We start from the raw sequence: 13,959 nt of genomic DNA on the forward strand, positions 1-13,959 counted from the left end.
CCATCTATTGGTAGAACAGGGTGAACACCATCACGCCGCTATAGCCGAGCAACAGGCAGGCGCTGCCGGCGCTGAAACCCAGGCGGTCGCGCGCATGCCGGCGCTTCTCTTCATCGGTCCAGTTCATGCCAATGGTACCGAGCACCCGCAAGCCGGTCGCAGCGCGCAAATCGGCCGGGCTCAGGAACGTGGGGCGCAGTTCGGACAGCCCGAGCGCTGCCGCTGCGCCACCGATGAGGCCGGCGACCAGCACTGCGCTGTAATACAGGGCGCGGTTGGGGCCGATGGGGCGCTGGGGCATGGTTGGCGGATCGATGATCTTGAAACTCATCATTTCTGTGGTGGTTGTCAATTCCCCCGACAGCTTGGCTGCCTCGCGGCGCGCAACGAGCTTCTCGTAATTTTCCTTGTTCACCTGGTAGTCGCGTGTCAGTTGGCCGAGCTGGGACTCGAGTTCGGGCACGGCATTGCGCTGCTCCTGGAGCTGCGCCTGGCGCTGTTGCATGGCCTCGACACGCGCCCGTAATGCGGCCACCCGCGCTTCCGATTCCGCCAAAGCCACCTTCATTTGCTGGAACAAGGGGTTGTACTGGCGCGCTGTGTCGCCGGGGTCAGCCTGCTTCTGGCGCTCTTCGCGCCGTTTCTCTTCAAGCTGGGCGATCAGGCGCAGGGCTGCCACGACATCGGGATGCAGGTCGGTGTATTGCATGCGCAGGGCATCGAGGCTCTTGTTCAAGGCGCTGATGCGCGAGTCGAGCTCGGATACCTCGCCCGGCGTGCCGACGCCCGCAAGCAGCGGCTCGTCGCCGCCGAATTGGGCTTCAATGGCCTTGCGCGCCTGTTCGGCCTCGGCCAGCTCCAGCTGGGCGCTGGCCAATGCGTCGTTCGCGGTCAGCAGCTTGCCGCCATAATCCTGGCCTTCGCGCGGCAGCAGGTAGTTGTGTTTGAGACGGAATTCCTTGACGGCGTTCTCCGCCGTGAGCAGGCGGTCTTCGTAATTCTTGATCTGTTCGTCGATGAACTGGACCGCCTTCTCGGAATCGCCTTTCTTTCCCTTGAAACTGCCTTCCACGAAGATCGACAGCAAGGCCTGCACCACGTCGCGCACCTGGCGCGGGTCGGAGTGGGTGTAGCCGATGGTGTAGATATCGTAGGTGCCGGTGCCGTTGATGTGAATCCGCTTCAGCATATCGTCGACCATCGCATCGTGGTCGCGTGCGGACACCGAGCGCACGTCCAGGTCCACCATGCGCAATACCCGATCGATATTCGGCCGGCTTAGCAAAGTCCGGCTCATGATGGCGACTTGCTGCTCGACGTTGGGCATGCTGGTCATGCCCACCATCAGCGGCTTCAGGATGCTTTGGGTATCGACGAACACGCGGGCCGTGCTCTGGTACTCGTTGGGCAGGGAGTAGACCTTGGCCCAGCCTATCAGCACAATCACCCAGGCGATGCTGAATCCCGCCCAGCGGTGCTTCCAGATGCCTTTCAGGCCGGACAGCAATTGGCTGAAGAGATGCTCCATGCTGCGCTCCCTGGTGATACGCCTCGGTCCTCTGGATTATATGGGCGGGATTCCAGCCTGGCTGGCGAACCCGCCCGAACGTTGAGGCCTGTCAAGAAGTGCTCAGGATTTGCGGCGGCGCAGCGCAACCGACATCGCCAGCATGCCTGCAGCGAGCACGGCCAGCGAATCCGGCTCCGGCAACTCCTGTTGCAGGGCGTTGGCCAGAGTGTTGTGCTGGATCGTGATCTGGTAACTGGTGCCGGCTGTCAGCAAAGGCGACACCTTGGTGAGCGGCACCCCGGGCAGGGTCGCAAAGGTGTACGTAAGGATGCCAGGGCTGCCATCCGTGCGGCTGCGTACACTGAATGCGTTCAGGTCGTCTGGCGCGAAGTCGAAGATCCGGCCCTGGGTGGTCAGGTCGATGATGTTGATGGACCACGACAGCCGTGCATTGGCATTGGCGTCCGGTCCCGATCCGGGCGACACATAAGCCTGGGTGAAGGCGGTTGCGTCGAACGACACAGTCATGGTGTCGGCTGCTCCCAGCGTGAACTGGAAGGTGGTCGAGGTACCGACGTCGGAATTGCCCGATGCGATGGCGTTCAGGGCGGTCGAGGCATCGGCCCGCGTGCGGGCGTGTGCCCCGGCCGGCGCTGCGCCGATGGTAATGGAGGCGCCGGTCAGGTCCTGGTCGGCATAGCCGAAAGTGCCTGGCACTGGCGGCGGGCTGGGCAGCGGGGTGAAGTTGTTTTCGCCCAGGCCCCCGCAGGGGGCGCCCATGCATTGATGCGGCACGTTCGGGACACCGAGCAGGATCGGGATCGACGAGGTTCCGTTCGCGAAGACGCCGTTCAGCGAAGCAGTTGCATGGGCATCGTTGGTACCCTGCAAGATCGTGAAGTCGGTCGTGCTGTAGGCGGTGCCGTTGGAGTGGAGCAGCCTGAAGTTGTTGATGTCGAGGATGGCCGAGGCAAAGGTGGAGGCCTGGACCGGTACGCTGGCAAGGCTGGCCGCCAGCAAGGCGGCAGTTGCCAGTAAAGACTTGCGCAAGGTAGTCATAGCGTGGATCTCCCGATTGGATTGCGGCAGGTTTGCCGGCATGGTCGTATGAGCAGCATCCGTGCCATGCCGTGGCGCCCCGTTGGCCGCGGCCCGTGAAAAGAAATCCGACGCGTGCGGAACCTTGGGCCAGCCCGAGCATCCAAGCCCTATACCGATAGGAGGACGCACCGTGGACGACGACACCATTGTTTCCCTGTTGATTGACGAGAACGCTGGCGGCGAGCAGCCGTTGCACGCGATCGACCAGCAGCTTTTCCATATCCGGCTGGCCAATTCGGCCGGCAAACGCGAAGCGGCCAGTGTGCTGCTGCAAAAGATGTATGGCTGGCGCGGCTATGAAGTGGATCCCAACGCCCCCCACCAACCCAACCGTATCACCCTGGCGGCCGATAGCCGGGGTGATACGGTTGGCACCATGTCGCTGTGCCTTGACGACCCCGACATTGGCCTGCCGGCCGATGAAAACTTTGGCGACATCCTGTCCGCACTGCGGGAGCAGGGACGACGCCTGTGCGAACCGGCGCGGCTGGCCATCGACCGCAATGTCAATATGCGCGTGTTTGCAGCGCTGATCCACATCTCCTATGTGTACGCGCACAACCTGCACGGTTGCACGGATTATGTGATCGAAGTCAACCCGCGCCATGTCAGGTTCTACAAGCGCATGCTGGGTTTCCGCGATGCGGCGCCGGAGCGGCACTGCAGCCGGGTCGGCGCGCCGGCGGTGCTGCTGCGGCTGGACCTGGCGCACATGGCGGAGCAGATACGGCTCTATGGCGGGCGCATGGAATCGGTGCCTAACGAACGTTCCTTCTACCCCTTCTTTTTCTCGCCGCAAGATGAGGCCGGTATTACGGTCCGCTTGCGCGAGGGGAGGGACTGAGATGGCGAACCTCCAACCCGCACTGCAGGCCTGGCGCCTGCTGCTTGGTCCAGCCCGGGTGCTTGCCTCGCCCAGCGAACTTGCGCCGTACACTGCCAGCACCTCGGGCCAGCCCGTCGCGCCCCTTGCAGTGTTGCGTCCGCTATCGCACGGTGAGGTGGTGGCCGTGGTGCGCAGTGCCGGCGAATTTGGCGTCCCGCTGTATCCGCTGAGTACCGGCCGCAACTGGGGATACGGCGACGCCAACCCAAGCAGCGAAGGCCAGGTCATCGTGGACCTGGGCGGGATGAACCGCATTCTTGAGATCGATCCGGACCTTGCCTATGCCGTGATCGAGCCCGGCGTCACGCAGGCCCAGCTCGCCGGTCAACTGGCGGAGCTGCAACTTCCCCTGTGGATGGATTGTACCGGCGCCGGGCCGGATACCAGCCTCGTCGGCAACATCCTGGAGCGCGGCTTCGGCCATACGCCCTATGGCAACCGCATGCTGCATGTAGCCGGCATGCGCATCGTGCTGGCCAGCGGCGACACGCTCGAGACTGGTTTCGCCCATTTTGCCCACGCCAGTGCCGCCCACCTTTACCCGTATGGTGTCGGGCCATGGCTGGACGGTTTGTTCACGCAATCGAACTTCGGCATTATTACCAGCCTCGGCTTCTGGCTGATGCCGCAAACGGAAGTGGTAAGCCACCTGGTTGCGAGCGTCCCCGGCTTCGAGGGCATCGCCGCAGTTGTGGATGCGCTGCGCCCACTGCGCCTGGACGGCACATTGCCCAGCGTGGTCCATATCGGGAACGATTTGCGCGTGCTGTCGGGAGGAATGGTGTTCCCAGCGTCGCTGGCGCCGCAAGGGCCGCCGCTGCCGCTTCCATTGCGCGCCGGCCTGTGCCGGCAGGCCGGGATCGGCGCCTGGACTGTGTCAGCTGCGCTTTACGGCCGGCCGGCCCAGGTGGCCGATGCGCGCCGTGCCCTGCAGGCGGCCATTGGCAGGCTGGCCACCTTGCGCTTTATCGATGACCGCACGCTGGCACTCGGAAGCATCGCGGCCCGCCTGATGGGAAAAGGCAGGCTCGGATCGCGGTTGTCGGCGCAGGTCGACCTTGGCCGCTCCCTCTTGAACATGAACCGCGGCATTCCGGATGGCCGCTTCCTGGCAGGCGCCTACTGGCGTCGCCGAGGTGGCCTGCCTCAGGGATTCCCACTGGGCGCCAATCCGGCGCGCGACGGTTGCGGAATGATGTGGCTGGCACCCGTGCTGCCGATGCGCGGCACCGACTTGTTGCACGTGCACTCGCTGGTCGAGCCGCTGTTTGCTAGCCATGGCTTCGATCTGTTTGAAACCTTCAGCATGATCAACGAGCGTGCACTGGGCGGCGTGCTGACCATCTGCTTTGACCAGGAAGATGCGGCGGAGGCGGCGCGCGCCCGGCAATGCTACGATGCCTCGTTTGCACGGCTGATGGGCGCTGGATACATTCCCTATCGCGTGGGTCCGCAATCGGTGGGGGCCCTGGACAGCGGCCACGATACGTATTGGGACACCGTGGCCCGCATCAAGTCGGCGCTTGATCCGCAGCACATCATCGCCCCGGGCCGTTACCAGCCGCGCTGACGGCGCATGCGTAGCAGGAACAGCATGGCAGCGCCAATCGGCAGCAAGGCAAGGGTGGAGGGTTGGCCCAGCGCCACCTGGGCGATCACCGGATCGGACAGGCGGGCTGACCAGCCATTCTGGCCAATGGCCGTCAGGGCCAGGATGCTGGTCATGGTATTGGTGCCATAGAAGTCAGCTCCCCCTTGCTGCATACCGCTGGTGAAATAGCCGCATGCCGGACCGCCCGTGCAACGCGCCAGGAAGCTGCCAAAGCCGGACGAAGGCGAGGTGAGGCCGCTTAGCTGTTGCACCAGGGTGACCGGCGTTCCGCCTGGCGTAGTGGGCGATAGTCCCGGTACGAACTCCCAGCGCATCAACAGCTCGCCATCGGTAATGCCGCCAAGTTGCCTGAAACCCTGGCGTTGCGAGGCCTTGATGCCGCCAATGCCAAAGCCTGGGTTGGTTCCGCCGCTCAGTTTATCGAGGTAGAAGTCGAGGTGGATCTTGCCGTCGCAACCGAAGGCAAGATGGGTGCAACCGGTGCCGAAGACCTGGTGTGCCGACGACCCAGCCACCGGGAGCACTGCGGCATCGCCGGCACCATACATCAAGAAGGAAATACTCTGGTTGTCCTGTCCGCTGCGCCAAAGCTGATTGGCGGGGTTGCCGAGTTCATGGATGCTGGTCATATAGCCTGCACCGAAGCTGGCTTCGTGGATGCCGGGCGAAGCGCCGGTGTCGCCGCTGCGGGCCAGGTAGCCGCTGAACTTGATTTCGACCGCGCCCGGCGTGTGCAGCACAAACGGGGCGAGCGGGGTTGCGGCGGCGGTTCCGGCGATCGCCATGGCCGAAAGCCAGGCTGTGCCCTTGCAAAGTACGCTCTTGAACATGGTGTGCTCCCAGTGATGGATAAGCCCCACGTTGCAAGGAACGCGCCAGCGCCGGCGCCAAGGGGCGGCGCGCTCAGGCGTAAATTAGGCCGACACCTTACATCTTCGCCAGCAAGCCCTCGACCTCTGCCCTGTGCGCAAAACCCTGGACTGCCAATAATTGTTCGCATTGGCTGCGCGCGGCCCGCTTGTCGCCACTGCGGAACAGCGCGTGGGCGTAATGCAGCCGGATATCGCTGGCTGTCGGCGCAGTTTCCAGTGCTTTCTTCAGCAAAGGCAAGGCGCGCGCCGGCTTGCCGCTTTCGGCCAGGCTCCAGGCCAGGGTATCGGCTACTGCCGGATTTTGCGGGGCAAGCTGGTAGGCCCGTTCGGCGGTCCGCACCGCGTCCCCGCCTTTGGTATGAAGCAGCGTCCAGGCCAGGTCGTTCAAGGCAAGTACATTGTCCGGGTCGCGTTGCAGGATGATTTCGTACTCGCGCTGGGCGGCGCCAAACTGGGCCTGCTGCAGCAAATGACTCGCATAGTAGAGCCTGGTTGCCTGGTCGGAGGGATGTTGCCCAAGCCAGTCGCGCATGCTTTGGCTCGCCGCCTCAGCCTTTCCGGCTGCCAGCAAGGCGCGGTGCAGGGCGATCAATAGCGGCCCGCTGCTCTGCAGTCGGAAAGCACGCTCATACGAGGCCACGGCGTCAGCTGCCTTGCCTTCTTCAAGCCAGGCATCGCCTTCGAGCTTGAAGCCCATGCCGGAATCAGGCTGACGTTGCTGCACCGAGCGGGCCAGTTTGCGGGCCTCGTCGAATGCGCGGTTATCGAGCAGCAGCGCGCTCACCAGCAGCAGGGCATCTTCCCGGCTCGCGTCGAGCGCGACGGCCTTGCGTGCAGCCAGCAAAGCGGGTCCTTTCTGGCCGAGGGCGAGCGCGCTGCGTGCAATACGCAGTTGCACTTCGGGCTCGACGGGGCGGAGAAGCGCCAGCTTCTGCAGGCTTTCGAGCGCCAGCTTGTGCTGGCCGTTGGCCGCCGCTGCCTGCGCCAGCAAATCAAGGCTGGCCGGTTCGTTTGGGCGAACTGCTTGCAAGCGCTGGGCTTGCTGGAGTGCCTTGGCTGCCTGGCCGTTGCGCAAGTAAAGTGCTGTCAGCGCCTGCACGGGGGCAGCCGCATCGGGGGAGGACGCAATGGCCCGCTCCAGCCAGCTGATCGCTGCTGCGGCGTTGCCTTGCCTTGACTCGAGTTTGGCGAGCGCCATCATCAAGGGCAGGCTATTGCGCTGGCGCTCCAGCGCGGCGGTGTAGCGCTGTCGCGCCAGCGGTACCTTCTTTTCCAGCAAATCGAGCTCCGCCAGGTTGTCCAGCGCAGGCATATGGGCAGGGTCGAGTTCCAGTGAACGCGAAAAGGCCTTGCGCGCGCCAACCAGGTCGCCGCTGGCAAGCAGCACGCCGCCCTTGAGGTTTTGCACCGACGGATTGTCGCCCAGCGCTTCCATTTGCCGGACTTGCTGCATGGCTTTGCTGAAGTTGCGGTTGCGCAGGTAGCTCATGACCAACAGGGAAGCGGCGCGCGAAGCCGACGCTCCTTCCTTGCGTGTTGCCTGTTCAAGGGCGTCGACGGCCCGTGCGTCCTGGCCTTGGCTGAGCAGGCTCAGGCCACTGGCGGCCAAGAGGCTGCTCGACTCCGGCGCCAGGCTGCTGGCACGGCCAAACCAGCGTGCGGCCAGCTCGTGTTGTCCGGCACGCATGGCGGCCTCGCCACCAAGCGCCAGCAAGTCGATCTCTTGCGGATGCTCGGCGATTGCCGGCTCAAGTAGCGCCAGCGCGTCCCGGGGCTTGCCTTCTTGCAGATCACATTGGGCCAGCAGCCGCAGCGCGAACATTTCCCTGGGCTGTGACTGGCGATAGCGCAAGATATGAGACCGCGCCTGGGAAAATGCGCCGTTTTCCAGTTCAACAGTGGCAGCCAACAGCATGCTCGGCAAATGGTCCGGCGCCGCACGCAAGACCATCTGCGCGCGCTCCAGGGCGGCCTTGTGCTTGCCCTCGGCCAGGTCAAGCAAGCCCTGGGCGTAGAGGATCACCAGGCTGGCCGGCTGGATCTTCCTTGCCGCTTCGAGCCCTTCCCGGGCCAGCGCCGGGTTTCCCTGCACAAGATGGACCGATGCAATATCAGCAAATGCTTGTACATTGCTTTTATCGCGTTCAAGGATGGCGCGGTATGCCGCGAGGGCGCCGTCCAGGTCGCCTCGCATGCGCAGCAGGTCCCCCTGGAAGCGCAAGGTTTCGCTATTGTGCGGGTCGGCCGCAAGGGCGTGCTGCACCGACTCGCCTGCCGCATCGGTGTCGTTGCGCAGCAAGGCAAGCCGGGCCTGGCCCAGGTGGGCCTCGACCAGCTTGTCGTCTTTATGGAGTGCCTGGGTGTAAAGCTGGCCGGCATCTTCCGCCTTGCCTAGTCCAAGCAAGGCGTGGCCGCGCCAGGCCAGGACGGCCGGGGTCAGCGGATCAGCCTGCAATTCGTCGAGGACGCCCTGCCAGGACGCCTGGGCCAGCATGGCACGGACCAGCAGCGGCAACAGTTCCTGCCGGGGCTGGCCAAGGGCCAGGGCGCGTCGCAGTTCCTTTTCGGCCGAAACGGCATCGCCCATTGCCAGGTGCAACTCCCCCAGCATGCGTCTTGCCGCGCCATGGCCGGGCTCCTGCTGCAGCAGGTTCTTCAGATGGATGACGGCAGCCCGGTCTTCGCCGCTGTCGTGCGCCTTGCGCGCATCGGCAAGTACATCGGCGACCGGCTTCATTCTCTGGCAAGCGAGCAGGGCGGTCAGAGTCAATCCTGCGGCAATGGTAATCACGCGTGACATGGAAAACTCCCAGGCTGGTGGAGTTACCAGCGTAGGGAGCTCTCAGATCTGCTTGTTGATCGCGCTCAAGAAAGCACGCGATCCGTCGGGGGCTTACTTGGTACGGTGCTGGTTGGACAGCTGTACATACAGCGGCCAGCTGCGCGAACCGTCGGCATTTGCGACAGTGGCGCTCGAACGGAAACGGGTGGACAGGTAGTCGACGGAAACGGAGTCGCCGGCGAGGGCGGCCTTCTCCAGCAGGCGCATCGCTTCTTTGTGCTTTGCAACATCCTGGCTGTACAGGAGGCCCAGCTCGCGAGCTGCAACAGGGGAGCCTTGCTCGGCCCATTCGCGCAGGCGGCGTTCTGCCGCTGCCCCGCCATGCACGGCCAGTTTCTTTGCTACGGCTTCGACGACAGGTGCTGGCGGCTCGACGTCTTCCTTGGCTTGGCAAGCAATCAACATGCCGACCATCACAAGGGTGGATGTCACAATCACTCCCGCCTTGTTAAACATTTCCATATTTCTTATTATCCCAGAATGGATGGCATTATATCAATTAATTGCCGTACGTCAAGTTGCGGGCAACTTTCACGATTTTATGAAATGCGAGGCGATACTGGCGCACGGCTCGCAATACTGCCAAACCTATAAGTATTTCGAATCATAACATGCGGGTATTGCGCCGCACAAAAATGGCTGGGGTAACAGATGTAACGAATTGCTAGCGGGCGGCCGCGCGTCCGGCGTGCTGGTCGAGCCAGGCGCCGGCATGGTCGTGCACCAGCTTCAATTCACCTTCCAGGGCAGTGAAAAGCAGTGGTATTTCAACAATACGGCCTTCTTGCAGGGCCAGTTCCAGTGCGAGCGAGGCAGCAACAAAGCGTTTCGCCCCCAGGTTGCCAATCGATCCGCGCAAATTGTGCAGGATGCGGCGCGCTTCCATGAATTTGTTGTCCCGAATTGCGTCGCCAGCCAGATTCAGCGGTTCGACGCCTGGACCAATGCCATCGCGGACGATCTTGACCACGGTATCCAGGGCTTTTTCGTCCTGCCCCATGTATTGCAGTAGTTTGTCGACACAAAAGACTGCTTCATCCGGCGCACTTGCGTAACTCATAAACAAAGTCTCCGTTATACGCGGAACGTCCAATGGCGTCCCATCGCACTTTCGACTGCCTGCAGGCCAAAGCGCTCGGCAGCCCTGGTATGTTGCTTCATCAGGTAATACATATCGCTCAAAGCCGAGCGCTGCTCGGCAAAATACGTGTGACCGATGAAACTTGTCGCCACCTTGCTGGCGTCAATTGTTTCGACACCTTGCGCCACCACCAGGCCGGGGCCGCTTTCACCGGCACGGGCATAGCCATGGACGGATTTGGAAACCCGCAAGGCGCTGTCTTCCGACGACGCATACAGAGTCAATGGGTTCGGGACGGCAGCCAGCGCTGGCAAAACTTGCTGACGGAAAACATCAGCATCGATATCCGGTGCCGCCAAAATTACTTCCCTGATACGGCTCGCAAGTTCCGGTCGCGCGGCGACGACGCTGGCTGTCGCCTGGGCCAGGGCCCGGCTGCCCATGCTGTGCGCGAGCAGGTAGACATGCTCGGCATCGGATTGCTGCAGCACGTCGGCCAGAAAGGCAGCAAGGTCGGCCTGGGTCCACTCCACATTGGCTTCATCCAATATATATCCTGAAAGCTTGCCTTGCGAGGGCCAGCTGTAAAAAATCGGCGCCCCTTGGAAGCCCAGGTCGTATGCCAGCTGGCCAGTGCGACGGGCGGCATCCTCGAACGTGGTACGGTAACCGTGAATGAAAAGCAGGGCGCTGCGCGTGCCACTGGCGGCGATCGACCTGCGCAAATCTTCGAAGTAGCTGTCGCGCTCACTCAAGTCGGCAGAAAGCAACACCACATGCTGCTCAGGGTCCTGGCGAAACTCCAGCCGTAATAGCGAAGGCGATTCCATCTCGCCCATGCGATGGTCGCGAGGAATGCTGACTTCGCAGCTTCCATAACGCAACTGGCCACGCGTGCTGCCGAACAAGCGGGCAGGGTGCCGGTCACCGCTCAGCTCGCGATCGGTGGAAAAGAACACTTTCATCACCGCATGGTCGGGCGCTCCGTCCAGGCTGGCTTTAGGCGAGGTTCGGCCGCTGCGCCGGCGCTCGACTTCATCGATGAGGTTGCGCGCTGCGGCACGCAGGTAGCGGTCACCAGCCAGGCCGGCCGCGGCCAGCGCATCGCTCAGTGCAAACTGGCGCGATCGCGAACCGGGGTCTTCCTCAACGTCGGCAATGGCATCGGCGACCGAAGGAGACTGGGCCGCCAGGCGGGACTTCAGCATCTGATAGGCAGCACTGATGCCGCCCTCGCCGGCACCTGCCGTCACTGCTGTCGTAATGACGTCCATGCTCTTCTCCTGGCTGATTCATGCATATCTGACCACACACGCAACGCCAAGTCCAGTGCCGCGTGAAACTAGTGCTCAGGAGCCAGTTCAAGCCGGTTGATGCGGGCCGCCTTGTTGAAGTCGATGGCGATGCGCAGGGCTTGCGGCTGGCATTTCGCACGGTACACGTAAAGCCGGTCCTCCCCGTTTACGTTTCGCGAAAGCAGCTCCAGCACGAGGGGCCGGCTACACCCTTTCATCAGGCCAGGCAGGCCGGGCGCGGCGAGATAGCTGCTCCCCCGTTCGGTGAAGCGTTCCGCAGCGGCCTTGCCGTCGGCAACGGCTTCCAGCACCTCGGCTACCTGGGCCGTAACGTCGGGCTCCATATCGGGGATCGCCGCTGCCGTGTCCATCAGGCAAAGGCCTGTAAAAATTAACAGAATGTTCAATTTCACTGATGACTCCTTCTAACGTTGCGCGCGCGGTCTTGACTGAATTCTTTTGCGTTCTTGAGCAAAATTTCAACTAAATCGGCGAACTTTTCGTAGTTATACTCGGCCCTCACGCTGTTGAGTGCCAAGCCCGGCGGGGCTCGTTGTTCCATCCAAAAACTAGATCTATAACTGCTTCAGGAGAGAATTACAACATGCGCTACACAACCCGTACCACGATCGCTTCCATGGTCATGCTGGCATGCGCCGGCCTGGCCCAAGCCGGTGAAAAAACCATCGACAACCTGACCGTCTTCACCAATACCAAGGCTGCCTCCGCAGAGGGCGTGCTGAGGGTTCACGCGGCACGCTTCGGCCTGCCGGCGAACCTGAACAACCTGGTGCTGGTTTCAGTCAAGGAATCGCTGACCGGCAAGCATTACTACTACCAGCAAATGCTGCGCGGCCTGCCAGTCGACCGCGCCCAGATCGTCGTGTCGATCGGCAAGAACGGCGACCTGCAAAAGATCTTCAACGAAACCCGCCACATTTCTGCCAAGGTTGAGGCCGACGCCGTCAATCAACTGTACAACAAAGCCCAGATCAGCGACGACGAAGCGTTGGACAAAGGCTGGAAAAACATGAAGGTACAGCACAACCTGGTGAACGTGCCATCGTCCACCCTGGTGTGGGTGCCTACCAAGGATGGCGTGCAACTGGCGCGCAAGGTCGACATTGAAGCGGAGATGCCTACCGGCGGTTTCGTCCAGTACCTGAATGCACATGACGGCAGCCTGATCGATTCCTACTCCACCTCGTTGCCACGCACCAACAAAGGCGGTGAGCGCAGCCTGGCCGCGCGCGCCGCAGCGCCGGGCCAGATGCTGGACCGCCATGCCGCTACCGAGGCAGCCAAGGCCAGCACCAGCGTGAACACGCTCAAGGCCGGCAGCACCGCCACGGTGATGGCGGCGTCCGGCATCAACGGCAGCGGCTACGCTTTCGATCCTGACCCACGCACCACCCTGAACACCGATGCGCTGACCGATACCTCGGCCGCGTCTGCCTTCGACGCAGCGTATTCGACCAAAACCTTGCGCGACCTGACTGTGACCGGCGGGGTATATTCGCTGACCGGACCGTACGTCAACATCAAGAACATCGAGTCGCCAAACACGGCACCAAGCACCACTACCAACGGTGTCTGGACTGCCAAGCGCGGCAACAATGCTTTCGATGACACCAACGTCTACTTCCACATCGACCAGAGCCAGCGCTACATGCAGTCGCTGGGCTTCACCGGCACCAAGTCCATCCTCAACCGTTCGATGGACATCGATACCGACGGCGTCAACGGCGACGACAACTCGCACTTCAGCGGCAGCGGTGCAACCGGCTACCTGGCCTTTGGCCATGGCTGCGTCAACGACAGTGAAGATGCCGACGTCATCCTGCACGAGTACGGCCACGGCATCCAGGCCAGCATCAACTCGAGCTGGTCGGGCGGCGACACTGGCGCCATGGGCGAAGGCTTCGGCGACTACTGGGCTGCGTCGTATTCCTACAGCACGCCGAACGGCCAGGTCTACCACCCTGAGTGGGCCTTCAGCTGGGATGGCCACGGCTCCTGCTGGGCCGGCCGCATGCTGAACCGCACCGACGCTAAGTACAACAGCAGCAAGACCTATAGCGCACACAGCTCGGTGACCGAGAACGGGGTGACCTTCCAGTCCGACGAACTGTGGTCGGCGCCGCTGTACTCGTCGATGGTGTCGCTGATCGCCGCCGGCAAGCCGCGCGCGAACATCGACAAGATCATCCTCGAAGCCCACTTCGGCCTCGGTTCGAACATCAAGATGCCAGCGATGGCAACGGCCATCGTGAACGCTGCCAAGACCCTGTTCCCGTCGGACCTGAGCTACGCCAACACCTTCCAGGCCAAGTTCGAGGCGCAGAACATCCTGAGCGGCGCCTCCTGCACACCGGTGAACATGTCGGAAACGGAGAGCAATAACACCATCGCCACTGCGAATGGCATCAGCCAGTCCTGCACCACCGCCAGCGCCAATATCGGCACCAGCAGCGATGTGGACTACTTCGCCATTACGGTTCCAGCAGGCAAGACGCTGACCGCCACCATGACGCCGAACGCCTCGTCGGACTACGACCTGAAGCTGTACAACAGCGCTGGTACCGAGCTGGCATCGAGCGTGAAAGGCACGGGCCAGGCGGATGTTGTAACGCGCGCCAATACGGGCTCGACTGCTGTAACGTGGTATGCCAAGGTGTACTACTACTCGGGTGGCACTGGTTCGACCAGCGGCACCTACACCTTGAAAGCCTCCTGGTAATACACAGCGCACCCCCGCGC

General features: G+C 62.5%; 11 protein-coding genes. 3 read left to right on the forward strand and 8 right to left on the reverse strand.

Annotation, left to right across the window (positions count from 1 at the left end):
• Nucleotides 1–4: 4 nt before the first annotated feature.
• Nucleotides 5–1,528, reverse strand: coding sequence for an XrtA system polysaccharide chain length determinant (locus tag ACN9MU_RS17320; RefSeq protein ID WP_426343163.1), 1,524 nt, complete (start codon nt 1,526–1,528; stop codon nt 5–7).
• A 102-nt stretch (nt 1,529–1,630) separates the two neighbouring features.
• Nucleotides 1,631–2,569: an EDSAP-1 family PEP-CTERM protein gene (locus ACN9MU_RS17325; RefSeq protein ID WP_426161577.1), complete on the reverse strand. Its 939-nt coding sequence runs from the start codon at nt 2,567–2,569 to the stop codon at nt 1,631–1,633.
• Nucleotides 2,570–2,741: 172 nt separating this feature from the next.
• Here ACN9MU_RS17325 and ACN9MU_RS17330 point away from each other — a divergent pair, with 172 nt between their 5' ends.
• Both ACN9MU_RS17330 and ACN9MU_RS17335 read left to right on the forward strand, forming a co-directional pair.
• The gene (locus ACN9MU_RS17330) at nt 2,742–3,455 is read left to right on the forward strand and encodes an N-acyl amino acid synthase FeeM domain-containing protein (protein ID WP_426318019.1); all 714 of its coding nucleotides are present in this window, start codon (nt 2,742–2,744) and stop codon (nt 3,453–3,455) included.
• 1 nt (nt 3,456) lies between these two features.
• Nucleotides 3,457–5,067, forward strand: a complete 1,611-nt coding sequence (locus tag ACN9MU_RS17335; protein ID WP_426318020.1) for an FAD-binding oxidoreductase — start codon at nt 3,457–3,459, stop codon at nt 5,065–5,067.
• On the opposite strand, the gene ACN9MU_RS17340 is transcribed toward ACN9MU_RS17335, so the two are convergent.
• The 6 genes from ACN9MU_RS17340 to ACN9MU_RS17365 form a co-directional block, all read right to left on the reverse strand.
• Nucleotides 5,052–5,939, reverse strand: coding sequence for a hypothetical protein (locus tag ACN9MU_RS17340; protein ID WP_426161580.1), 888 nt, complete (start codon nt 5,937–5,939; stop codon nt 5,052–5,054). The genes ACN9MU_RS17335 and ACN9MU_RS17340 overlap by 16 nt on opposite strands.
• A 97-nt stretch (nt 5,940–6,036) precedes the next feature.
• Entirely contained in the window at nt 6,037–8,781 is a 2,745-nt protein-coding gene (gene prsT / locus ACN9MU_RS17345) for an XrtA/PEP-CTERM system TPR-repeat protein PrsT (RefSeq protein WP_426161581.1), read from the reverse strand.
• Between the two features lie 93 nt (nt 8,782–8,874).
• On the reverse strand, nt 8,875–9,255 hold the full coding sequence (locus tag ACN9MU_RS17350) for a hypothetical protein (RefSeq protein WP_426161582.1): 381 nt from the start codon (nt 9,253–9,255) through the stop codon (nt 8,875–8,877).
• Between the two features lie 232 nt (nt 9,256–9,487).
• Nucleotides 9,488–9,883: an Hpt domain-containing protein gene (locus ACN9MU_RS17355; protein WP_426161583.1), complete on the reverse strand. Its 396-nt coding sequence runs from the start codon at nt 9,881–9,883 to the stop codon at nt 9,488–9,490.
• Between the two features lie 14 nt (nt 9,884–9,897).
• Entirely contained in the window at nt 9,898–11,178 is a 1,281-nt protein-coding gene (locus ACN9MU_RS17360; RefSeq protein ID WP_426161584.1) for an alpha/beta hydrolase, read from the reverse strand.
• A 68-nt stretch (nt 11,179–11,246) separates the two neighbouring features.
• A complete protein-coding gene (locus ACN9MU_RS17365) occupies nt 11,247–11,612 on the reverse strand; it encodes a hypothetical protein (RefSeq protein WP_426318023.1) in 366 nt (121 codons plus the stop codon).
• A 191-nt stretch (nt 11,613–11,803) separates the two neighbouring features.
• Between ACN9MU_RS17365 and ACN9MU_RS17370 the strand changes: the two genes are divergently transcribed.
• The gene (locus ACN9MU_RS17370) at nt 11,804–13,939 is read left to right on the forward strand and encodes a hypothetical protein (protein ID WP_426161586.1); all 2,136 of its coding nucleotides are present in this window, start codon (nt 11,804–11,806) and stop codon (nt 13,937–13,939) included.
• Nucleotides 13,940–13,959 lie beyond the last annotated feature (20 nt).

This window comes from Pseudoduganella sp. R-32 (genome assembly GCF_049913245.1).
In the GTDB taxonomy this organism is placed as follows: domain Bacteria; phylum Pseudomonadota; class Gammaproteobacteria; order Burkholderiales; family Burkholderiaceae_D; genus Rugamonas.

What these genes read in the sequence shown, in the direction of transcription:
- ACN9MU_RS17360 (WP_426161584.1), bottom strand. Translation starts at nt 11,178, where the DNA reads ATGGACGTCATTACGACAGCAGTGACGGCAGGTGCCGGCGAGGGCGGC.
- prsT (WP_426161581.1), bottom strand. Translation starts at nt 8,781, where the DNA reads ATGTCACGCGTGATTACCATTGCCGCAGGATTGACTCTGACCGCCCTG.
- ACN9MU_RS17325 (WP_426161577.1), bottom strand. Translation starts at nt 2,569, where the DNA reads ATGACTACCTTGCGCAAGTCTTTACTGGCAACTGCCGCCTTGCTGGCG.
- ACN9MU_RS17340 (WP_426161580.1), bottom strand. Translation starts at nt 5,939, where the DNA reads ATGTTCAAGAGCGTACTTTGCAAGGGCACAGCCTGGCTTTCGGCCATG.
- ACN9MU_RS17320 (WP_426343163.1), bottom strand. Translation starts at nt 1,528, where the DNA reads ATGGAGCATCTCTTCAGCCAATTGCTGTCCGGCCTGAAAGGCATCTGG.
- ACN9MU_RS17370 (WP_426161586.1), top strand. Translation starts at nt 11,804, where the DNA reads ATGCGCTACACAACCCGTACCACGATCGCTTCCATGGTCATGCTGGCA.
- ACN9MU_RS17355 (WP_426161583.1), bottom strand. Translation starts at nt 9,883, where the DNA reads ATGAGTTACGCAAGTGCGCCGGATGAAGCAGTCTTTTGTGTCGACAAA.
- ACN9MU_RS17335 (WP_426318020.1), top strand. Translation starts at nt 3,457, where the DNA reads ATGGCGAACCTCCAACCCGCACTGCAGGCCTGGCGCCTGCTGCTTGGT.